The following is a 21170-nucleotide window of genomic DNA, read 5'->3' as shown; positions in this document are numbered from 1 at the left end:
CCCCCTTTAGGGGAGGGGCTTTTGGCGCTCATCCCTTCGCCGTCGCCAGTTGTGGAAAACCCGCCTTGAACGCCGCGACCTTCGGCTTGTCGAACCGCATGATATAGGGATGGGTCGGGTTCCGGTCGTAAAAGTCCTGGTGATAGGATTCGGCCGGGAAAAAGGCGCCGGTCTCGATCTTCGTCACGATCGGCTGGGCGAAGACATGCGCCTTCTGCAGCTGTGCGATGTACGCCGCCGCCACGCCGCGCTGCGCCGCGCTTTGCGGGAAGATCGCCGAGCGATAGCTGTAGCCGGTGTCCGGCCCCTGGCGGTTGAGCTCGGTCGGATCATGCGCGACCGAGAAATAGATGCGCAGCAGCGTGGCGTAGCTCACCTTCGCGGGATCATATACCACGCGCACCGCCTCGGCGTGCTTGGTCGTCTCGCTCGACACCGCTTCGTAATTCGCGGTCGCCTTGGTCCCGCCGGCATAGCCCGACGTGACGCTGGTAACGCCCTTCACATGTTCGAACACCGCTTCCATCCCCCAGAAGCAGCCGCCCGCGAAGACTGCGACTTGCGGGCCCTTGGCGGTGACGTCCACCTTGGCTGCGGGGATCGGCACGGCGCGCTCGGCTTGCGCGGCACCGCCACCGAGCGCGAACAGCGCGGCACCGGCGATGGCGGCGGAGATCAGAACGGGTTTCAGCATGACAGCCTCTTTTCGGGGGTGATACCCGTATTTCGGGGCACCGGCGCGCAAAGTTACGGATGCGCGCCCGGAAAGGATGTGGGACGGCTCAGCGTTGCTTCAAGCCGTGGACCTTGTGCCAGACGAACAGGCCGATTGCGATGACCAGCGCCACGCCGATCAGCGCGTCGGCGCTGTGGAATGCCGCCTTCACGCGCGGGTCGCTGTTCCACGCGCGACCGAGCGTCTGTCCAAGCCACGCCAGCGCGAAACAGAACGGCCAGGAGCCGATGAACGTATAGAGGTGGAACGGCACCAGCGGCATCCGCGCGACGCCTGCCGGAAAGGCGATGAAGGTGCGGATCACCGGCAGTAGCCGCCCGATCAGCACCGCCGCACTGCCGAAGCGCGCGAAGAAGCGGTCGGCGGCATCGAGCTCGCCCGGCCCGATCAGCAGATATTTGCCATAGCGTTCGGCAAGCGGCCGCCCGCCGCGCTTGCCCGCTTCATACGCGACGATCGAGCCGAGATTGCAGCCGATCGCCCCGGCGGTCGCGGCGAGGAACAGGTTCATCTTGCCCACCGACACGAGATACCCTGCGAACGGCATGATCAGTTCGGAGGGCAGGGGAACGCACGCGCTCTCGATCGCCATCAGCAGAGCAAGGCCCCAATAACCTCCGGCTTCGATGACCGCGATGACGAAACCGGCCAGGATGCCGAGGATATGTTCAACCATACGCGCGCTTTGCCGTGTGGCGGGGCGAGGGGCAAAGGGAAAGTGGGGAGATGCCGGCCATAATGATGTCCACCCCGGCGAAGGCCGGGGCCCAGTAGTCGCGTAGAAGGAAACTGGCGCAGCGCTTGAACGTCTAAACGCTCGCAACTGGGCCCCGGCCTTCGCCGGGGAGGGCAATACGGTGTAAGGTAGTGCCATGAACGACACCGACAAACGCCTCGCCGCCCTCGCTGCCATCGAGGAGGTGCGCGCGGGCATGGTCGTCGGCCTCGGCACCGGCTCCACCGCTGCCTTCGCGATCGAAGCACTTGGTGAGCGCGTGCGCGGCGGCCTGACCATCAGCGCCGTCGCCACCAGCCTTGCGACCGAGCACCACGCGCGGGCCGTTGGAATCCGGCTGATCGACTTGCCTGCGGAGATCGACCTGACGATCGACGGAGCCGACGAAATCGACGACGATCTTCGGGCAATCAAAGGCGCGGGTGGGGCGATGCTGCGCGAGAAGGTCGTCGCCGCCGCCAGCAAACGGATGCTGGTGATTGCCGATGAATCGAAGCGTGTCGCGAGAATTGGCGCTGCCAGGATCCCGGTCGAAACGCTGCCCTTCGCCCAGGCGTTTGTGGCCGCGCGACTCGAAAAGCTTGGTGGCACGCCAGTCTTACGCGCCGGATTCGCCACCGATCAGGGCAATGGTATCCTCGACTGCCGTTTTGCAGCGGATACCGACATGGCAATACTCGCCGCCGAAATCGACGCTATTCCGGGCGCTTTGGGGCACGGCCTGTTCCTGGCCGAGGTGGACGCTGCCTATATCGCGGCCAATGGCGTCGTTACGCGACTGGAACGCGGGACCGGGACGCGATAAGGCCCGCACAAACTGCACCCGGGCCGCAACCGGGTGCGCGTGCGTGCGTTCAGACCCCCAAGAGCGAGGCGATTTCCTTCATGTCCGATACCCTGACCCAAGCCGATGCCACCGGCCTGCACGAAGACGGCAGCCTGGCGCGGCTGACGATCGACACGATTCGCACGCTGTCGATGGACGCGGTTCAGGCGGCCAATTCCGGGCACCCCGGCACCCCGATGGCGCTGGCCCCGGTCGGCTATACGCTGTGGAGCCAGTTCCTCCGCTATGATCCGGAGACGCCGGATTGGCCCAATCGCGACCGCTTCGTGCTGTCGGTCGGCCATGCGTCGATGCTGCTCTATTCGCTCATTCACCTCGCCGGGATCGAGGAGATCGATGCCGAGGGTAAGAAGACCGGCAAGCCCGCGCTCAGCCTCGAAGACCTCAAGCAATTCCGCCAGCTGTCGTCGCGCACGCCGGGCCATCCCGAATATCGCCATACGACCGGCGTCGAGACGACGACCGGGCCGCTGGGGGCGGGGTGCAGCAATTCGGTCGGCATGGCGATCGCCGAGCGCTGGTTCGCGGCGCGCTATAACAAGCCAGGCTTCGACCTGTTCGACCATGACGTTTACGCGCTGTGCGGCGATGGCGACATGATGGAGGGCGTCGCGGCCGAGGCGGCATCGACCGCCGGGCACCTCAAGCTGTCCAACCTGTGCTGGATTTACGACAGCAATCATATCTCGATCGAAGGCGGCACCGATCTGGCGTTCGACGAGGACGTCGGGATGCGCTTCCAGGCCTATGGCTGGAACGTCATTCACGTCGACGATGCCAACGATGTCGGGGCGCTGGCCGCTGCGTTCGATGCGTTCAAGGCGACCGAGGATCGCCCGACGCTAATCGTCGTGCATTCGGTGATCGGCTATGGCAGCCCGCGCGCCGGCTCTGAAAAGGCGCATGGCGAGCCGCTGGGCGAGGAAAACATCCGCCTGACCAAGCAGGCCTATGGCTGGCCCGAGGACGCCAAGTTCCTGGTGCCCGACGGCGTGGCTGAGCATTTCCACGCGGCGATCGCGGACCGCGGCGGCAAGGCGCGTGCGGCATGGGACGATTTGCGCGCCCGCTACGCCACCGAATATCCCGATCTGGCGGCACAGCTCGACGCTATCTTCAGCGATTCGCTGCCCGAGGGCTGGGATGCCGATGTGCCGGTGTTCGATGCCGATGCAAAGGGAATCGCCAGCCGTGATGCGGGTGGCAAGGTGCTCAATGCGATCGCGGCGAAGGTGCCGTGGCTGCTCGGCGGATCGGCCGATCTGGCGCCGTCGACCAAGACCGACATTAAGGGCGCAGCCTCGTTCGAGCCGTCGAACTACGGCGGCTCGAACTTTCACTTTGGCGTGCGCGAACATGGCATGGGCGGCATCGTCAACGGCATGACGCTGTCGCACCTGCGCGGTTACGGCTCCACCTTCCTGGTGTTCGCCGATTACATGCGTGCGCCGATCCGGCTGTCGGCGATCATGGAAATCGGTGCGGTGTGGGTGTTCACGCACGATTCGATCGGCGTGGGCGAGGACGGCCCGACGCATCAGCCGATCGAGCATCTGGCCACGCTGCGCGCGATTCCGGGCCTCGATACGATCCGCCCCGGCGACGCGAACGAAGTGGCCGAGGCGTGGAAGGCGATCATGACCGACGCCAGTCACCCGACAGCATTAATCCTTTCGCGTCAGGCACTTCCGACGATCGATCGTTCGAAATATGCCAGCGCTGCGGGTGTCGCCAAGGGCGCGTATGTGCTGGCCGATAGCGAAAACCCGCAAGTGATCCTGATCGCGACCGGCTCCGAAGTGTCGCTCGCGCTCGAAGCCTATGAGACGCTGAAGGCGCGGGGCGTCGCGGCGCGCGTCGTGTCGATGCCGAGCTGGTATCGCTACGAATTGCAGGACGCGGCGTACAAGGAATTGGTTCTGCCAAAGAGCGTGACCGCGCGCATCGCAATCGAAATGGGCGGCGAGATCGGCTGGGACCGCTATGTCGGCTTTGAAGGCCGGACGATCACGATGAGCACCTTCGGTGCGTCGGCCCCGATCGCCAAGCTGCAGGACAAATACGGGTTCACCGTCGCGAATATCGTGAAGGTTGCAAACGAATTGCTGGAGACGAAGTGATGGGCCATCTCAACGACCTCGCGAAGCTTGGCCAGGCGGTCTGGCTCGATTTCGTTGATCGCAAGTTCCTGGAGGCCGGTGGCCTGCAGAAGCTGATCGACGAGGATGGGCTGACCGGCGTCACCTCAAACCCGTCGATCTTCGAAAAGGCGATGGGGCATGGCGATGCGTACGACGCGGAACTCGCCGCCTACGATAAGGCCAATCCCGGTGCGGCGACGATCGATCGCTATGAGCATCTCGCGATCCTCGACATTCAGGCGGCGGCAGACACGCTGCGTCCGGTGTACGACCGGCTGGATGCCAAGGATGGCTATGTCAGCCTCGAAGTGTCGCCCTATCTCGCGAACGATACCGACGGCACGATCGCCGAGGCGCAGAAATTATGGGCCGCGGTCGATCGCCCCAATCTGATGATCAAAATCCCCGGCACCCCGGCGGGCGTGCCCGCCATCGCCGCGACGATCGAGGCCGGGATCAACGTCAACGTGACGCTGCTCTTCTCGCAAAGCGCCTATCAGGCGGTAGCCGAAGCCTATGTCACCGGCCTGGAAGAGCGCGCGGCGCGCGGCGAGCCGATCGACCGCATCGCCAGCGTCGCGAGCTTCTTCATCAGCCGGATCGATTCCAAGATCGACGACAAGATCGACGCGGGCGTCGGCGGTGACGAAGCCAAGGCGCTGAAGGGCAAGGTTGCCATCGCCAATGCCAAGCTCGCTTATGCCTGGTATGAGGAGTTCATCGCGGGCCCGCGCTGGCAGGCACTCGCGGCCAAGGGCGCGCAGCCGCAGCGGCTGCTGTGGGCATCGACGGGTACCAAGAACCCCGACTATCCCGACACGTTGTATCTCGACACGCTGATCGGCAAGGATACGGTCAACACCGTGCCGCCCAAGACCCTCGATGCGTTTCGTGATCACGGCACGGCGGCGGCAACGCTGACGCAGGATGTCGCGGGCGCGCGCAAGATTATCTCGGACACTGAACGGCTTGGGCTCGATCTCGATGGTGTGACCGATACGCTGGTCGAGGAAGGCGTCGCGTCCTTCTCCAAGGCGTTCGACGATCTGCTGGGCGCCATCGCCGCCAAACAGCCGGCCCCCGTTTGAGTGGCACTTTCGGCACTTTCCATCGTAGCACCACGCGGAGTTAAGGCATGAAGATCGGGATCATTGGCCTCGGCCGGATGGGGGCGGGCATTGCACGCCGCCTGATGCGCGCGGGGCATGAGGTGGTGGCGTTCGACCGTGACGAGAAAGCAATCGCGGCGCTTGCCGCCGATGGTGCCGTCGGGGCAAGCGGCCTCGACGATATGCGGAGCAAGCTCGGCCAGCCCGGCATCTACTGGGTGATGCTCCCCGCGGGCGACCCGACCGAGCAGACCGTCGCCGCGATCGGCGATTTCTGCGGCAAAGGCGACATCGTCATCGATGGCGGCAACAGCTTCTACAAGGACGACATCCGCCGCGCGAAGGCACTCGCCGAGAAGGGCACGCTGTACGTTGATGTCGGCACGTCGGGCGGCGTATGGGGGCTGGAACGCGGCTTCTGCATGATGGTCGGCGGCGACAAGGCGGCGGTCGGTCATATCGACCCGATTCTCGCCGCACTCGCCCCCGGCATCGGCGCGATCCCGCGCACGCCGGGCCGCGAAGCCGCCGACAATGAAGATCCGCGCGCCGAGCAGGGCTACATCCATGCCGGGCCAGCGGGTGCCGGGCACTTCGTCAAAATGGTCCATAACGGCATCGAATATGGTCTGATGCAGGCTTATGCCGAGGGCTTCGACATCCTGAAGGGCAAGGCGTCGGAAAAGCTGCCCGAGGATGAGCGCTTCGACCTCAACCTGACCGACATCGCCGAAGTGTGGCGGCGCGGCAGCGTGATTTCGTCCTGGCTGCTCGATCTGACTGCGATCGGCCTCGCCAAGGATCAGAACCTCGAACAGTTCACCGGCAGCGTCGCCGATTCGGGCGAGGGGCAGTGGACGATCGACGCGGCGATGGAGGAGAAGGTGCCGGCCAACGTGCTGACCGCCGCCTTGTTCGCGCGCTATCGCAGCCGGGTCGATCATACGTTCGGCGACAAATTGCTGTCGGCGATGCGTTTCGGCTTCGGCGGCCATGTCGAGATGCCGCAGTGACGATCGACCTCGTCGTGTCGGATGTCGACGGCACGCTGGTCGACAAGAAGAAGCAGCTGACCCCCGGCGTGATCGCCGCGGTGGAGCGGCTGCGCGCGGCCGGGGTGGGGTTCACGATCATCAGCGCGCGTCCGCGTTCCGGGGTGATGCCGCTGGCCGAGACGCTGGCGATCGATGCGCCGATGGGCGCGTTCAATGGCGGGATCGTGTTCAAGCGCGATGGCACGGTGCTGTGCCATCATGTGATCGATCGCGCGGTGGTCGAAGGGGTGTTCGCGCTGGCCCGAGCTACGGCGGTCGACATTTGGGTATTTGCCGACGACCTTTGGTATGCGAGCAATCCCGACGGCGCACATGTCGCGAGCGAACGGATCGCCTCGAACCAGGCACCGATCATGCGGCAGGATTTCAGCGACCTGTACGATCGCGCCGACAAGATCACTTTCGTCAGCGATGATGCGGCGTTGCTCGCTGGCTTGGCGGAGCGCGCCAAGGGTTTTGCTGACCGGGCGACGATCATGCAGTCGCAGGCTTATTATCTCGACGTGACCGCACTTGTCGCGAACAAGGGCGACGGGATTGCCGGGTTGAGCGAGGCGATTGGCGTGCCGCTGGCGCAGACGGCGGCGCTTGGCGATCAATTCAACGATGTACCGATGTTTGCGCGCGCGGGCGTTTCGTACGCGATGGGGCAGGGGCCGGAGGCGGTCCGCGCCAAGGCGACGCATGTCGTGGCAGGGAATGACGCCGACGGCGTTGCCGAGGCGATCGACAGGGTTCTTGCTGGACGCTGAACTACCGCCGCCCCGGCATAATCCGCTGCAATTCCTGCACGCCATCGACCCATTGATGCTTCAGCGCGCCCGCGACATGCAGCGCGAACAGCGCATATACGGCATAGGCGATGATCTCATGTGCTTCGCCGAAGCTATCGTGCACCATCTTCTTCGTCGCCGGATCGAGCGCGAGGATGAAGCCGATGCGCGGCCATTGGAACAGGCCGTAGAGATACATCGGCGTCGTCGCGGCCTTTTCATATGCCGAATCCATGATCCAGCCGGTCAACGGCATCGCAAACAGGATCGCATACAGCCCCCAATGGACGATGTGCGATGCGGTCACCTCCCATCCGGCGTAGCCTTGCGGCAATGGCGGCGGGCGGTGCGCGAAGCGCCAGAGGATGCGCAGGATTGCGAGACCGAGGATGGTGATGCCGATCGATTTGTGCAGGTCGATCGCCGGACGCACCTGCGCATCGGGATAGAAATCCCAGGTCAGGGCGAGCGCCACATTGGCGATGATCAGCAGCGCGACGATCCAGTGAAGCGCGATCGCGATCCCGGTATAGCGTTGAACCACGCACATGCTCCTGCTCGATTTCGTACGGGCTACCCTAGCGGGGCGACGCGGCGCGCGCTAGGCGTCAGCGCTCGTTCATCCTGAATGGGTATCGCCTGCGTAATGACATCGCTCGCCGACACGCTTGTCGCGGAATCACCGCGGCTTACCCCTCGGCGCGTGGGCGCGGCGAGCCGAATCATCGGGGCCTTCGCGCCGATCCTGTTCATCGCGCTGATCGTGCAGGCATTCCAGCGGCAGGGTCTGGCGGTGTGGTCGATCGGGATCGCCTATATCCTGTACGACACCATGCTGCTGGTGTTCACCGCGTGGAACATCCGCGATCTGCGCCTGACGCCGCAACCCGCGCCGCGCGTATCGCCAAGCTTCGGCGTGATCATCGCCGCGCATAACGAAGCGGGGGTGATCGCCGCCGCGATCGAGCGGCTGAGCGGGCAGGACACGCCGCCCGATCTGATCCTGATCGCCGATGACGGATCGAGCGATGCGACGCCCGACGTGATGGCGCGGCGTTACGGTCTCGCGCCGCCGCCTTATGGGACGATCAGCGATCCCTCGCTGACGATGCCGTCGCTGCGCTGGCTGCGGTTGCGCCACGGCGGCAAGGCCCGTGCTCTCAATGCCGCGATGCTGCTGGTCCAAACCGAGGTGGTGCTGACGGTCGACGCCGACACGCTGCTCGAACCCGGCGCGATTGCAGCGATGCGCGCTGCCTTCGCGGCCGAGCCGGAATTGGTTGCGGCAACCGGCGTGCTTGCGCCGATCTGCGGGCGAGATCTGCAGGGGCGCTTCTTCGAGTGGTTTCAGACCTACGAATATGTCCGCAACTTCCTGTCGCGCCACGCATGGGAGCGGCTGAACAGCCTGTTGCTGATCTCGGGCGCGTTCGCGGCGTTCCGGCGGCAGGCGGTGGTCGAGGTCGGCGGGTTCGATCCGGATTGCATGGTCGAGGATTATGAGCTGATCCATCGGCTGCACCGCCACGCGGTCGATAACGGCCGCGACTGGACCGTCCGCGTGGTCGGCGGCGCGCTCGCGCGGACCGATGCGCCGGCCAGCCCGATGGCGTTCCTGCGGCAGCGGCGGCGCTGGTTCGGCGGGTTTCTGCAGACGCAATATTGGAACCGCGACATGGTCGGCGCGCGGCGCTTCGGGTGGCTCGGCATCGCGATGTTGCCGGTCAAGGCGCTCGACACGCTGCAGCCAATTTACGGGCTGGCGGCCTTCGCGATCCTGATCGCGCTGGTGGTGACGGGGCGCTTCACCGTGGCGCTGCCAATCCTGATCGTGATGCTCGTCAAAATCGCGATCGATCTCAGCTTCCACCTCTGGTCGCTCGGCATTTACAAGAAATGGACCGGGCAGCGGGAGGGTCTGGGGCTGTTCCCGGCGCTGATCGCGGCGATCCTAGAGCCGTTCAGTTTCCAGCTATTGCGCCACGCAGGAGCTGTGTGGGGCTGGCACGCGTTCCTCACCGGCCGCGAGAGCTGGGGACGGCAGCAGCGCACTGCGATCGAGGCACCGGCGGAATAGCCGCGCCGCGAAATGCGGCGCGGCTCGGCACGCCTAGCTTATTGCGCAGGCTCGTTCATCAATTTGCGCTGGAGATAGGTCATGGTCAGCGCAGTGGTGCGCGCCGACTGCTTCAGATCGGCACCCGCACCGTGGCCGCCCTCGGTATTTTCGTAATAATAGAAATGCAGGCCCATTTCCTCCATCCGCGCCGCGAACTTGCGCGCATGCTGAGGGCCGACGCGGTCGTCCTTTGTGGTCGTGAAGATGAACGGCTCGGGATAGGCCACGCCCGGCTTCAGATTGTGATAGGGCGACAGCTTCTGCCAGAAGGCCATCACCTTCGGGTCGGCATTCACGTCGCCATATTCGCCCTGCCACGAGGCACCGGCCGCGATCTTCGAAATGCGGATCATGTCGAGCAGCGGCACCTGGATGACGACCGCGCCCCACAATTCGGGATGCTGCGTGAATTCGACGCCCATCAGCAGACCGCCGTTCGAGCCGCCCTGAATGCCGAGCTTCTTAGGCGAGGTAATCTTGCGCGCCATCAGATCCTTCGCGACGGCGGCGAAATCGTCATAGACGATCTGGCGCTTGGTCCCCAGGCCCGCTTCGTGCCAGGCCGGGCCAAATTCGCCGCCACCGCGGATATTGGCGAGCGCATAGGCACCGCCGCGCTCGAGCCAGAGCTTGCCGATAGTGCCGGAGTAATTGGGCGTCTGACTGACCTGGAATCCGCCATAGGCCCCCAGCAACGTCGGAGTTGAGCCGTTATAGGGGATGTCCTTGCGGTGGACGACGAAATACGGGATTTTCGTACCGTCGGTCGATGTCGCTTCAAGCTGTTCGACGACGTCCTGTGACGCATCGAACTTCGGTGCGATCGCCTTCACCTGCTCCAGCGCGCCCGTATCGGTATTGGCGAGATAGAGCGTCGAGGGCGTCAGGAAACCGCTGGTGCCGACGAACGCCAGGTTCGAGCCTTCATCGGACGCGCCGAAACCGACCGTCAGATTGTCGGGCAGCTTCAGCCGAGTGCTGGTCCAGCCGCCGCCAGCCTTCGGCGTGTAGACGAAGGCGCGGCCCTGCACGTTGCTGAGCGTGCTGATCAGCAATTTGTCGCGGGTCGAACTGATCCCGCCGAGCGAATTGCGCGGGCCGGGTGCCCAGACCAGCTTGGCCTTGGGCGCGCCTGGCGCCGCCTTGACCTGCGCCAGGTCCATCTCCGCGACCGAGCCGGGGGTGAAGGTGGTGCCACCGGCCGTCCAGGCTTCGTTGAGGCGAACGATCACGCGACCGTCGATCAGCTCTTCGAGACTGGCCTTTTCCGGAATGGCGAGGCGCTGTGCACCGGCGGGCGTGATGATGAAGGTCTGCGAATGGAAGGTGTCGAGCGGGCGGTCGACATAGGCGAGCGTGCGCCCCTTCGCGTCGCGCAGCACGCCCGGCGAAACGCCGTAGCCGCCATCTTTCTGATCGCCGCGATAGACTTCTACCGCAGCCGACATCGCCTGCCCGCGCGCGAGCCGCTTGACGATATAGGGATAGCCCGATTGCGTCAGTTCGCCCGGGTTCCAGTCGGTCGCGACGAGCAGATGATCCTTGTCCTCCCACGCGATGCGATGCTTGCCGCGCGGCAGGTGGAAACCGCCGGCGACGAACTGGCCGGTCGAAAGATCGAACTCTCGCACCTCGACCGCATCCTCGCCGCCGTCGGACAGCGATATGAGACACAGGCGTTCTTCGGGGCGCAGGCACTGCGTGCCCTTCAGCACCCAGCTCTTGCCCTCGGCCTTACCCAGCGCGTCGATGTCGAGCACCGTCGTCCACTTCGGATCGGCGGTCTTGTAATCGGCGAGGGTGGTCTTGCGCCAAATGCCGCGCAGATGTTCGGCATCCTGCCAGAAATTGTAGATCTCACCGTGCGTGAAGCTCGGCGCGGGAATGCGGTCCTTCGCGGCGGCGATCGTCAGCGCCTCCTGGTACAGCGTGGCATAGCGCGGATCGGCTTCGAGAATCTTGGTGCTGTAGGCGTTGCGCGCATTGACCCATTCCATCGCGCGCGGAGAAGACAGGTCTTCGAGCCAGAGATAGGGGTCTTCGGTCGTCTGTGCGGCGGCGGTAATGGGCATAGCGATGGAGGTTAGCAGGGCCAGAGTGAGAATGCGCATGAAAATCCCCTCAACGGACGCCGATGGATGGCGGCGCCAAGCGAGCCTTCATGCGGTGCCGCGCGCACGGCGTCAAACATGGTTTTACCGCGATGCGATCATCACCGGCGACCGTGTCACGCCACGGTCGTTGCCAAATTGCGGGACAACAGTTGCGCCACGAAAGCGCGCGTTTCCAACGTGATGGTCGCGGCGTCACCGGCGAAATGGGCCACCATCCGGGCGCACAGATCATCAACCCGGATCGGCGTTTCGAGCGCGCGCCAGATCGCACTGCCGACGGCATCGAAGCCATGATAGCGGCCGGTCTCGACGCCGATTAAAACGATCTCGCCACTAACTTCAGCGCCGATCACGCCGCTCGATTGCACCAGCATCGTTGCATCGCTCAGCCCATCAGCCGGCGCGTCGTCGTCGAGCGGCGCGGGCTCCTCAGCCATGCGCGACGATGCTCAGCCGACCGTTGCCGATCGAACCGAGGCTGAGCCGACGCACCTTGTCGAGCATGTCGCGAACCATCGCGTCATAACCGGCGATTGCCGTATTGCGATACGTCGCTTCGAAATCGGGCGCGACGACATATTTGCCAGCGCGGGCATAGCGGCGCATCTTTGCCTTGAGATCCGGCGCGAAGCCGTCCTTTCCCGGCATCAGGACGACAGTGTCGATTTTGATTTTGCCGCGCGGTGCGGCGAATGACGCCGCGAGCACGTCGCCACCGCGCAGCGCATAGCGCGCGTGGAACGACCGCAATCCCGTATCACCAACGGAGAAGTCATCACTCTGAAGCAGGGCAGGGGTCGAGCCCGCAACCGCGCCGACCGCGGACAGCGCCGCAATACCGCCGAGTGCCGCGCGGCGATTGACCGATACGACTTGCTGTTCCTGCGACATGTCCGTTTCCCCCATTTTGAACGCAGATTTTACGTTTTCCCGAAGCGGTCTAGCTTCTTGCTGCAGGCGTTTCAATCCGCAACGGAGGCCGGGTTGACGCCAATGCGTCATGCCTGCTGAACGATCAGGCCGCGGTAGCGAGCAGGTCGCTCAGCCAGTCATTGACGCCACAGTCCACCACCAGGTGAACTCGGTCCGCGCTGCCGCGATTGGCGACGCTGTGCGGATCGGACAGGCGCAAATACCATAGGCTGCCCGGATCGAGGACAATGCGCGTCCCGTTCAGCCGGAAATCCACGTCCGGGTTGGTGACGATCGGGATATGCAGGCGGGCGTGGCCGCATTCCGCCTCCAGATCATTGTCGCGATGTTCCTTGATGATCGATCCGGGCGTGAGCCGCATCAAGCGCACCGCTTGTAACGGGCAGTGCAGACTCGCCAGAACCTCTCGAAAATAGGGCGACCGGCCCAGCAGCGGTGTATCCTCATAATCGGTGGCGTTCGGATCCGAATAGATCTGCATGACCGGATGCGTCGCACCCTTCGTGCAGCGCAGCGGAAGCACGCTCCAATCGCCTTCGTAATTCTGCCGTACGAAATGCTCGGTCCACGGCGTGTCGATCAGGGCGTCGAGATCGGCGCGCAAGCGGACCGGATCGAAGTCGAGCGGCAGACGAAGCCGATCGGCATACACGTGCGATTGTCCCATAGGGATGAACGCGATAGGCTCAGCATTCGTCTCCATGACCACGGCATAACGGTATGCCGGGCCCTTTGCAAAGCACGGTGTCGCCTCCGATGATTTCGCCCGAACGCCCGCCGCTGGACATTTTCCGCGCGATGGTATCCGCCGATTGCGCGCTCGAGCAGCAACTGGGCGCGATCGCCGAAATGCGGGAATTCGTCGCTGTCGCAGCCGCGGCGGCAGACGCGCGCGGCCTCCTGCTCGACCCAGCGACGCTCGAACGCGCGGCTTCGCCCGATCCGCTCGGGATCGATCGCTTCCTGCCAAAACCGATCACGGGGGAGGCGGCACCGGGGCCGGCGTGGCTGCCAATGGCCGTCGTCGATCTGCCCGATGGCCCGGCGGTCGACTGGTTCTACCTGGGCAACAGGACTCTGAGCGAGCCATTCTTCGAAGACTCGATTCGTCGCGGGCGATCCTTGCCGATCAGCCGTTTGATGCAGCATCGCACCCCGCTTGCCGCCTTGCCTGAAGCGTTCGGGGCGGAGGGCGTGGTGCCCGACGGGCTGATCTTTCATCTCTCGCGCTGCGGATCGACGCTGGTTGCGCAGATGCTCGCCGCGTTGCCTGACACCGTGGTGGCATCGGAACCGCCGCCCTTCGATCACGTCCTGCAACGGGTCGCGCAGGCCAACGATCAGCCGATCGCACAACGCATTGCCTTGATCCGCGCAATGGCCGCCGCGCTCGGCCGCCAGACCACGCCCGGCGGCAGCTTCGTGATCAAAACGGATTGCTGGCATACCAATGCGCTGCCGTTGCTGGCCGCGGCGTTCCCGGAAACGCCGTGGATTTTTCTGTATCGCGATCCCGTCGACATCATGGTTTCGCAAGTGCGTCAGCGCGGATTTCAGACTATCCCCGGGGGTATCGGTGCAAGTGTGTTCGGCATCTCGAGTGATGGTCTGAGCCCGGAGGAATATTGTGCCTATCTGCTCGAGCGGACGTGCGCGCCCGTGATCGAAGCGTCGGATCGATCGCGCGGTTTGCTGATCAACTATGCGCAACTGCCCGACGCGCTTGAACACAGCATCTTGCCGCACTTCGGTATCGCGCTCGACGCACCGGGGCGCGAAGCGCTGGCGGCAGCGGCCCTGCGCGATGCGAAGGCGCCGTATCAATCCTTCACGCCGGACACGGAGGAGAAACGGCGCGAAGCCAGTCCGGCGGTGCGTGCGGCCGTCGAGCGGTATGTCGCGGTGCCGTATCAGCGACTGGAAATGCTGCGGACCGGCGGCTAAGCGAGAGCCGTATCGTCAATCCTAAAATGGGGAATATCAGGATGACCGAGGGCCATAGCGTCGAAACCTTCCTGCCACTGGTCGGTACCGATTTCACTGTCCGTGGCGACGGCCTTGAAGATGTGCTGCGGCTCGAATTTGCCGATGCGCTGACACGCGTGCCGCCCGAGGGATTTCGCAAACCTTTCAGCCTGACGTTCCTGGGCACGCGGACCGATTACATGGTCGCTAACCTGATCGAAATGACGCATCCCGCAATGGAACCGTTCTATATCAGCCTGTCGCCGATCGCGCGAACGCCCGAAGGTGCGTTTCGGTATGAGGCGCTGTATAACTAAGCGCGCCAGACCATCTCGGCATCGACCTCGTTGCGCTCGGTTTCTCGAAAGCCTTTGCGCTCATACAGTCGTCGCGCCGGGTTGGTATGCTCGACGCGGAGCGAGACGCTCCTTCCAAGCGCTGCGGCCTCTGCGATGATCAAATCGAGCAAAGCGCCGCCGATACCTTGCCCCGAGCATTCCGGTAACAAGGCAATATCGACGAGAAGATGAGTGGGCGCACTGCGCAATACGCACAACCGGCCGATCGGCTGCCCGTCGAGTTCGATAACGCTGAAATCCGCCGCGGCGTAATAGGTTCGATAATGGTGCCGCCGGGCTTCATATTGCTGTTCGAGCAACATGCGCTTGTGCGCGTCCGACAGCGGCAGGGGGGCAAATTCCGCCCACCGCCCCTCGATCGTCAAACGGCGGAGGAACGCGTCGTCCTCCGTCGTTTCGGGGCGTACTGTGGCCTCCTTCACCTCAATTCCGGGCGGGGAAGACGCCGTTCAAGCAAATGCAGTAATTGATTGCGAGCGTCGGTTGCAGGTTGGAATGCGGCTGGTTGCCGCCCGTCAGACCGATCGCGCTCGGGTGCAACGTCGTGGCATTGGTCAGCGGGGCAGTCAGCCAAGTCAGGCCCGGCGCGTTCGCTGCGACGTTCAAGCGCGTTAGATAGTCGCCGGACGCCGGAACGCGGTGACCGTCGGCAGTGCCAGGCTTCACCCGGGTATAAGGGGCGTGGGTGTGTGCCGGCATCTCGCTGGTAAGCAGGGTATGATTCTCTTCACCCGTTTGTTCACCGAGCACATAGGTCGATAGACCGGGCCCCGTCCCCATGCCGACCGTTACGCGGCTCTGCAGATTGGGCAATGCGAAAGTGGTTTGACCGTTGCCACCGTATGTGGTGCCCAGAATCGAAAAAAGCGCCGTGTTCGATGAGATCGCCAGGATCTGTCCACGACAAAACGCCCAGTTCCGTGGCGCGAAATTGAACCCAAAGGGACGAATTTCGCCGATATATGGATCAGACATGTACTTCCCCCCTGCCGCTCAGTTTTGTTGCGGGAACACGCCCTCGATGGCGATGAGATAGTTCATCGCTAACACCGGCATGATATTGTTGTGCGGTATGCTATTGCCTGCACTCGAAATCGAGGCGGGCGCGGGAAGGGCATCGGTGGTGCCAGTCGCGGCGCCGCTCAGGTACCCGAAGGAGCCCGTCAGGTTCGGTGCCGCCGGCAAAGCATTGGCCGGGGAAGTCCTTGTCCCGTCTACCGTGGTCGCGAGAACCGTATGAGTGTGCTGAGGCAATTGTGCCGTCGAGACGGTGGCGTTTTCGACACCGGACGCCTCGCCCATTACCCGCGTGGTCAGGCCCGGTCCCGTCCCCTGATGGATCGGCACACGGCTTTGCAGGTTCGGCAAGGCAAAGGTGTTCACGCCGTCGCCGCCATACGTCGTCCCTATCAGCGCGTATAACGCATCGTTCTGCGCGATCGAAAGAAGTTGCCCGTTACAATATGCCCAGCCGCGGATTTGAAAATTTCCGGCAAATAGCTTGATTTCGCCCAGAAATGGTTGTGCCATGATAGCGTCCTTCGAAAAGAATGTCGTTCCCCGGCGATCATCAATTCCGCGACGGGAATATGCCCTGCAGCGCGATGCAATAGCTGACGACCAGATAGGGCTGCATGTTGTTGTGACCCTGATTGGTGCCGGTCGTGCTCAGCGTGGTCGTCGCCAACGGCACCGTCGCCCCACCGGCTGCGGCGAAGTTCGGGATCGGCGTACCATTCGGAATCTGCCCCCCCGCCAGAAACCCGGCCGCCGGCCCCGGTTGATTGCCGAGCGACGTCGACGCGCTCCAAATGTGATTGTGCTGCGGTATCTGAGTCGACAGAAGCGTGACAGTCTCGGTGCCGGTAACTTGGCCTTGGACATAGTTCGACAGGCCAGGACCTTGACCGAAAGTCAGCGCAGCGCGTCCGCGCAGATCGGGCAATTGAAAATTGGTTTGCCCGTTACCGCCATAGGTTGTGCCGAGCAGCGAGAAAAGCGCCGCATTCTGCTGAATGGACAGAAGCTGACCGTTGCAAAGTGCCCATCCCCGCGGCGCGAAGGAAAAGCCGAACGCGCGAATTTCGCCTATAAATGGTTGACTCACCGGCTACCCCCCCTGGCCCTGCCATATACGCACAGAGGCCGAAAGTCCGTCCCGCAATCCGCGTCGAGCTTCGGCCCCTTACGTTTCGAGTGTGAATGATAACAGGCTAACCAAGGCCGTCGTCAAGTAAATTGTCGATCGTTGGCGACGCGCCGCGAACAATCGCCTGCTCAGCCGCAGCCACAACACACAGTTGAAGTGTCGCCCGTTTTTGTTCTAGAGACGCAGCATACGAAAAAGGGGTGGCTTAACCATGATGATGTCCCAGCCTAACGAAGATCCACGCCCTGTGTGGCAGACGCCGGTCCTGATCGAGGAGGAGATTGCGGATCTTACGCAGAACACGGCCGCGCGACCCGGCGACGACGGTCTCGATCGGTTCGGAGGCTATTACGTTCAGACTGGCCCGAGTTGAGCCGATGCCGCGCCCGATGCGGCGCGGAGTTGAGTAAGTCGAGTAACCTTCATGGGTGAATTTGCGGGAGTCATCAGACGCGATGGCGACGGGCTGGACTCGCGCCTGATCGATCGGATTTCCGCGAGCGTCGGTGGAATAGGCCTTCCGCGTGTCTGGCATGATGGCATCGCGGCTCTCGTCCATCGACCGCTATTGGAAAGCGAGCGTCGCGCGACCGCCACTCTGCCGATCGAGACCGATTCCGGTTTCGTCGTAGTAGCGGACGTACGGCTGGACGAACCTCGCGACATAGCAAGCGCGCTTGGGCTTTCGGAAGCGCTCCCCTCCGACGCCGCTCTGGTCGCGGCGGCGTGTGTCCGCTGGCGGGATCAAGCCGCAGCGCAGCTCGGTGGGAATTTCGCTTTCGCATCCTGGAACGAGCGGCGTCGCGAACTGACTTTGGCGCGCGACGGGCTCGGCACACGCGCACTGTTCTATGTCGAGCACGGGCCGCATCTTTTCTTCGCCACGACGTTGCAGGCGTTGCTCGCTCTGCCGGACGTGTCGCGCGAAATCGATGATCTCGTGCTGGCCCAATATCTGACGATCGAAAGCCAGGATGTCGAAAGGACCCTGTATCGTCAGATCAAGCGGGTGCCGCCGGGGGGCATGGTCACGGTGCGCGGCCGCGATCTGCGCGTGACGCGATACTGGACCGCCGATCATATCGCTGACGTGCGGCTGCCCAACGACGATGCCTATGTCGAGGCAGCGCGTGCTCTGCTCGATCGTGCGGTGGCGTGCCGCCTGCCCGCGGAGGGGAAAGTCGCCACGCTGGTCTCGGGCGGGTTTGACTCGGCCGGCGTCACTGCAACTGTTGCGCGAATTTTTGGGGATCGACGCTTTCCGGCCTATCATCGTGCTCCGGGTAACGAGCATCCTTACGAGGCGATGGACGAAGTCGCGCTGGTCGAGGCGATTGCGGCGATGTACCCCAACATCGACCTGACGATCGTTCGGGACGATTGTGCGGATGTGCCCACCATCGATGCCGAGCGCGAAGGCGCCGAGTTCGCCGCCCCGCGCATGGCGAGCGTGAACGCCCTGTGGTTCCAGCCGCTGATCAATAAGGTCGAAGCGTGCGGCATCGACTTGGTATTGAACGGCGGGTGCGGCAACATCACCCTATCCTGGGAAGGGCTTCCGACGATCGCTGACGATGTTCGCGCCGGACGCCTGGTCGGGGCATGGCACGCCGCGCGGCGCACCGCCGCGAGCGAGCGGCGTCCGCTCGGTCGGGTTCTGGCGGCGCAGTTGATCCGGCCGTTCGTGCCCCGCGCGCTGCTGCGAGCGCAGCGGCGATGGCGAGCGGGGGGGCGGATGCCTTGGGCGGACTATAGCGTCGTTTCGGAAGAGTTCCTGCATACGCTGGCTTATGAGCGGCATGCGCGCGATCATGACCATGACCTGCCGTTCGAGGCACCCGCGCAGCTAACAGTTCCCCAGCGCCGGCTTCGCGCGCTGCAGGGCCAGATCGTCCACGATCTTGCCGGTGGCGGGCGCCGCCGCGGCGGTGTGCCCGGCCTTGATCCTTATGCCGATCGGCGTCTTGTCGAATTCACGCTCGGCACGCCGAACGACCAGTTCTGGCGGGACGGTCAGGACCGCTGGCTGGCGCGGCGCGTGCTCGCCGATCGGCTGCCGGCCGCCCTGCTCGCTGAAACGCGGCGCGGGCTGCAATGCCCGGAATGGTATGCCGTCCTGACGCCACGCCGCGATGACATGGCGGCGGCGATCGATCGCATCGGCCGGTCGCCATTGGCATCGCGCGTCGTCGACGTGGCACGGATGCGGGCACTCCTCGACACCTGGCCGAAGGATGCCGAGGCTGGGCGGGGCAGCAAGCAATTGTACGCCCATGCGCTCAGCCGGGGAATCGCGATGGGCGGATTCCTGCGACAATTTGAGCGCGGCAATGAGTGAAGCGAGGGGCGATTATGCGCTGTGCGGCTGGCGCGTCGCGAGTGCGCTTCCGCTGCCGGATCTGTCGCACTGGAGTGGCGACGCGCGCGCGCCCGACGTGACGATCGCCTTTGGGGCGGTGCCTGCGATGGCGGAGCCGGTCTTGGAAACCGCGCTCGTGCAAATCGATGCTGCGGGACGCGCGCGCTTCGCGATCAATTCGGTGGCGGATTTCCTGGTCGAGGAGGGCGCGCGAATCACGGTCGCGCCGCGGCCCGGCGTGGCGGACTCCGAAATCCGCCTGTTTCTCTTGGGAAGTGGCCTGGGATTTCTGTGCCATCAGCGCGGCGTGTTGCCGCTGCACGCGGGGAGCGTGATTATCGACGGCACGGCGATTTGCTTTGCAGGTGCATCCGGGTCGGGCAAGTCCACCTTGGCCGATGCCTTTGCGCGGCGCGGATTTCCGGTGCTGTCCGACGATGTCTCCCCGATCGCGATCGAGGGCACGGGCGCGCGCGTGCTGCCGAGCCTGCGGCGAATCCGCCTGTGGGGCGATGCGCTTGCCAATGCCGGCTGGCCGCCGAACGAAGTGGAGCGGTGCCGCGTGGGATTGGAGAAATTCAGCCGATCGCTGCACGCTGCTCCGGCGCCGGAGGCGGTCGTCCCGGGGGCGATCCTGCATCTTCGGGCGCTCGATCCGGGTGATGCCGGGCCCCGCTTCACGCGGCTGCGCGGCCGTCACGCGGTCGAGCAGTTCCGGCGTCAGGTCTATCGATGGCGGTCGCTGACTGGCATGATCGGCGTGCCTGCGGCGATGGCGCGGGTGGCGGCGGCGGCGGCGGCGTTTCCGCTACACTACACGCTCGATCGACCGTTCGAGTTCGGCGCGCTCGATACGCTGATCGACGATGTCGTCGATACGGTCCGGGCGGCGCGGTGAGTGCCGGTTCCGCGACGCGCGGCCGGGCGATCTGGCTGGCCTCCTACCCGAAATCGGGAAATACGTGGCTGCGGCTCTTGCTTAAATCGCTGCAGGAGCACGGTGGCCCGGTCGCATTGTCCGATTTGAGCACTTATGCGCGGATGCCGATCGGGCGGCATCTGTTCGACGGCGTGCTGGAGGCCGATAGCGGCAGCATGACCGAGGCCGAAATCGAGGCCCTGCGTCCGGCATTTCACGATGCGCATTTCGGCGCGGGCGGGCCGGATGAACTGTGCAAGGTGCATGATTGCTGGTTCCGCACCCCTGAAGGACGTGCGGTATTCGACCGGCACCATACGCGCGCGGCACTCTACATCGTGCGGGATCCGCGCGACGTGGCGGTATCCTGGGCGCGTTTTATGGGGCGATCGATCGACTGGGCGGTTCAATTCATGGCGGATCGCGCGGCGCGGTTGCAGCCGCCTGCCGACCGTATCGGCGGCGGGATATCGCAGCGCCTCGGCAACTGGTCCGATCATGTGCTGAGCTGGGTCGACGAGTCGGGGCTCGATCCGTTGGTCATTCGGTATGAAGACATGCACGCCGATCTGCCCGCAACGCTGGCGCGGGTGGTGGTGCATCTGGGCTGGGATGCCACGCCGTCGGCGATCGCAGGCGCGGTGGCGGCGACGCGCTTCGAGCGGCTGGCGGACGAAGAGGCGCGCAGCGGCTTTCGCCAAAAACCGGCGTCGGCCGAACGCTTTTTCCATACTGGTCGCAGCGGCGGCTGGCGCGATGTGCTTGACCCGGATCAGGCGGCGCGCATCGTCGCCGATCATGAAGGGGTGATGCGCCGATTCGGCTATCTGTAGCCGCGCCGCGGCTTTATGCGCGA

22 protein-coding genes are annotated in these 21170 nt (G+C 64.2%); 11 read left to right on the top strand and 11 right to left on the bottom strand.

What is annotated here, in order from left to right; translation table 11 throughout:
- Window positions 1–28: 28 nt before the first annotated feature.
- Window positions 29–694, bottom strand: a complete 666-nt coding sequence (gene msrA, locus AB5I39_RS05810; protein ID WP_404372365.1) for a peptide-methionine (S)-S-oxide reductase MsrA — start codon at window positions 692–694, stop codon at window positions 29–31.
- 88 nt (window positions 695–782) lie between these two features.
- Window positions 783–1412: a DedA family protein gene (locus tag AB5I39_RS05805; RefSeq protein ID WP_404372363.1), complete on the bottom strand. Its 630-nt coding sequence runs from the start codon at window positions 1410–1412 to the stop codon at window positions 783–785.
- Window positions 1413–1608: 196 nt separating this feature from the next.
- Here AB5I39_RS05805 and rpiA point away from each other — a divergent pair, with 196 nt between their 5' ends.
- The 5 genes from rpiA (at window position 1609) to AB5I39_RS05780 (ending at window position 7376) form a co-directional block, all read left to right on the top strand.
- On the top strand, window positions 1609–2277 hold the full coding sequence (gene rpiA, locus AB5I39_RS05800) for a ribose-5-phosphate isomerase RpiA (protein ID WP_404372360.1): 669 nt from the start codon (window positions 1609–1611) through the stop codon (window positions 2275–2277).
- An 80-nt stretch (window positions 2278–2357) separates the two neighbouring features.
- On the top strand, window positions 2358–4439 hold the full coding sequence (tkt, locus tag AB5I39_RS05795) for a transketolase (protein ID WP_404372357.1): 2082 nt from the start codon (window positions 2358–2360) through the stop codon (window positions 4437–4439).
- Window positions 4439–5548: a transaldolase gene (tal, locus tag AB5I39_RS05790; protein WP_404372354.1), complete on the top strand. Its 1110-nt coding sequence runs from the start codon at window positions 4439–4441 to the stop codon at window positions 5546–5548. Before tkt ends, tal begins: the two co-directional genes overlap by 1 nt.
- Before the next feature lie 47 nt (window positions 5549–5595).
- Window positions 5596–6582 carry a phosphogluconate dehydrogenase (NAD(+)-dependent, decarboxylating) gene (gene gnd / locus AB5I39_RS05785; RefSeq protein WP_404372352.1) on the top strand — a complete coding sequence of 329 codons (987 nt, stop codon included), beginning with the start codon at window positions 5596–5598 and terminating at the stop codon, window positions 6580–6582.
- The gene (locus AB5I39_RS05780; RefSeq protein WP_404372350.1) at window positions 6579–7376 is read left to right on the top strand and encodes a Cof-type HAD-IIB family hydrolase; all 798 of its coding nucleotides are present in this window, start codon (window positions 6579–6581) and stop codon (window positions 7374–7376) included. The genes gnd and AB5I39_RS05780 overlap by 4 nt, the downstream gene beginning before the upstream one ends.
- 1 nt (window position 7377) lies before the next feature.
- Here AB5I39_RS05780 and AB5I39_RS05775 read toward each other — a convergent pair whose 3' ends face one another.
- The gene (locus tag AB5I39_RS05775; protein WP_404372347.1) at window positions 7378–7941 is read right to left on the bottom strand and encodes a cytochrome b; all 564 of its coding nucleotides are present in this window, start codon (window positions 7939–7941) and stop codon (window positions 7378–7380) included.
- Between the two features lie 159 nt (window positions 7942–8100).
- Here AB5I39_RS05775 and AB5I39_RS05770 point away from each other — a divergent pair, with 159 nt between their 5' ends.
- The gene (locus AB5I39_RS05770; RefSeq protein ID WP_404372344.1) at window positions 8101–9474 is read left to right on the top strand and encodes a glycosyltransferase; all 1374 of its coding nucleotides are present in this window, start codon (window positions 8101–8103) and stop codon (window positions 9472–9474) included.
- 38 nt (window positions 9475–9512) lie between these two features.
- Here the strand turns inward: AB5I39_RS05770 and AB5I39_RS05765 are convergent, their stop codons facing one another.
- The 4 genes from AB5I39_RS05765 to AB5I39_RS05750 form a co-directional block, all read right to left on the bottom strand.
- Complete coding sequence (locus tag AB5I39_RS05765) at window positions 9513–11627, bottom strand: prolyl oligopeptidase family protein (RefSeq protein WP_404372341.1); 2115 nt, start codon at window positions 11625–11627, stop codon at window positions 9513–9515.
- Window positions 11628–11743: 116 nt separating this feature from the next.
- Entirely contained in the window at window positions 11744–12067 is a 324-nt protein-coding gene (locus AB5I39_RS05760) for a PqqD family protein (RefSeq protein WP_404372338.1), read from the bottom strand.
- The gene (locus AB5I39_RS05755) at window positions 12060–12521 is read right to left on the bottom strand and encodes a hypothetical protein (RefSeq protein WP_404372336.1); all 462 of its coding nucleotides are present in this window, start codon (window positions 12519–12521) and stop codon (window positions 12060–12062) included. The genes AB5I39_RS05760 and AB5I39_RS05755 overlap by 8 nt, the downstream gene beginning before the upstream one ends.
- A 124-nt stretch (window positions 12522–12645) precedes the next feature.
- Entirely contained in the window at window positions 12646–13230 is a 585-nt protein-coding gene (locus tag AB5I39_RS05750; protein WP_404372333.1) for an aspartyl/asparaginyl beta-hydroxylase domain-containing protein, read from the bottom strand.
- Window positions 13231–13319: 89 nt separating this feature from the next.
- Between AB5I39_RS05750 and AB5I39_RS05745 the strand changes: the two genes are divergently transcribed.
- The gene (locus AB5I39_RS05745) at window positions 13320–14507 is read left to right on the top strand and encodes a sulfotransferase (protein ID WP_404372331.1); all 1188 of its coding nucleotides are present in this window, start codon (window positions 13320–13322) and stop codon (window positions 14505–14507) included.
- A 41-nt stretch (window positions 14508–14548) separates the two neighbouring features.
- Window positions 14549–14845, top strand: a complete 297-nt coding sequence (locus AB5I39_RS05740; RefSeq protein ID WP_404372328.1) for a DUF6916 family protein — start codon at window positions 14549–14551, stop codon at window positions 14843–14845.
- Here the strand turns inward: AB5I39_RS05740 and AB5I39_RS05735 are convergent.
- From AB5I39_RS05735 to AB5I39_RS05720, 4 genes are read right to left on the bottom strand one after another with little or no spacing between them, the layout of a single operon-like run.
- On the bottom strand, window positions 14842–15309 hold the full coding sequence (locus AB5I39_RS05735) for a GNAT family N-acetyltransferase (RefSeq protein ID WP_404372325.1): 468 nt from the start codon (window positions 15307–15309) through the stop codon (window positions 14842–14844). The genes AB5I39_RS05740 and AB5I39_RS05735 overlap by 4 nt on opposite strands.
- Window position 15310: 1 nt before the next feature.
- The gene (locus AB5I39_RS05730) at window positions 15311–15862 is read right to left on the bottom strand and encodes a phage tail protein (protein ID WP_404372322.1); all 552 of its coding nucleotides are present in this window, start codon (window positions 15860–15862) and stop codon (window positions 15311–15313) included.
- 18 nt (window positions 15863–15880) lie between these two features.
- Window positions 15881–16417, bottom strand: a complete 537-nt coding sequence (locus AB5I39_RS05725; RefSeq protein WP_404372320.1) for a phage tail protein — start codon at window positions 16415–16417, stop codon at window positions 15881–15883.
- 40 nt (window positions 16418–16457) lie between these two features.
- On the bottom strand, window positions 16458–16994 hold the full coding sequence (locus tag AB5I39_RS05720; RefSeq protein WP_404372317.1) for a phage tail protein: 537 nt from the start codon (window positions 16992–16994) through the stop codon (window positions 16458–16460).
- Window positions 16995–17460: 466 nt separating this feature from the next.
- Between AB5I39_RS05720 and AB5I39_RS05715 the strand changes: the two genes are divergently transcribed.
- Genes AB5I39_RS05715 through AB5I39_RS05705 form a run of 3 tightly spaced genes read left to right on the top strand, consistent with a single transcriptional unit; the run spans window position 17461 to window position 21147 of the window.
- A complete protein-coding gene (locus AB5I39_RS05715; protein WP_404372314.1) occupies window positions 17461–19374 on the top strand; it encodes an asparagine synthase-related protein in 1914 nt (637 codons plus the stop codon).
- Window positions 19367–20293, top strand: coding sequence for a hypothetical protein (locus AB5I39_RS05710; RefSeq protein WP_404372312.1), 927 nt, complete (start codon window positions 19367–19369; stop codon window positions 20291–20293). Before AB5I39_RS05715 ends, AB5I39_RS05710 begins: the two co-directional genes overlap by 8 nt.
- On the top strand, window positions 20290–21147 hold the full coding sequence (locus AB5I39_RS05705) for a sulfotransferase domain-containing protein (protein ID WP_404372308.1): 858 nt from the start codon (window positions 20290–20292) through the stop codon (window positions 21145–21147). The genes AB5I39_RS05710 and AB5I39_RS05705 overlap by 4 nt, the downstream gene beginning before the upstream one ends.
- Window positions 21148–21170: the final 23 nt, after the last annotated feature.

Source organism: Sphingomonas sp. MMS24-J45 (assembly GCF_044881195.1).
In the GTDB taxonomy this organism is placed as follows: domain Bacteria; phylum Pseudomonadota; class Alphaproteobacteria; order Sphingomonadales; family Sphingomonadaceae; genus Sphingomonas.
Note: the sequence above shows the minus strand (reverse complement) of the source record. Positions and strands in the feature narration are given on the sequence as shown.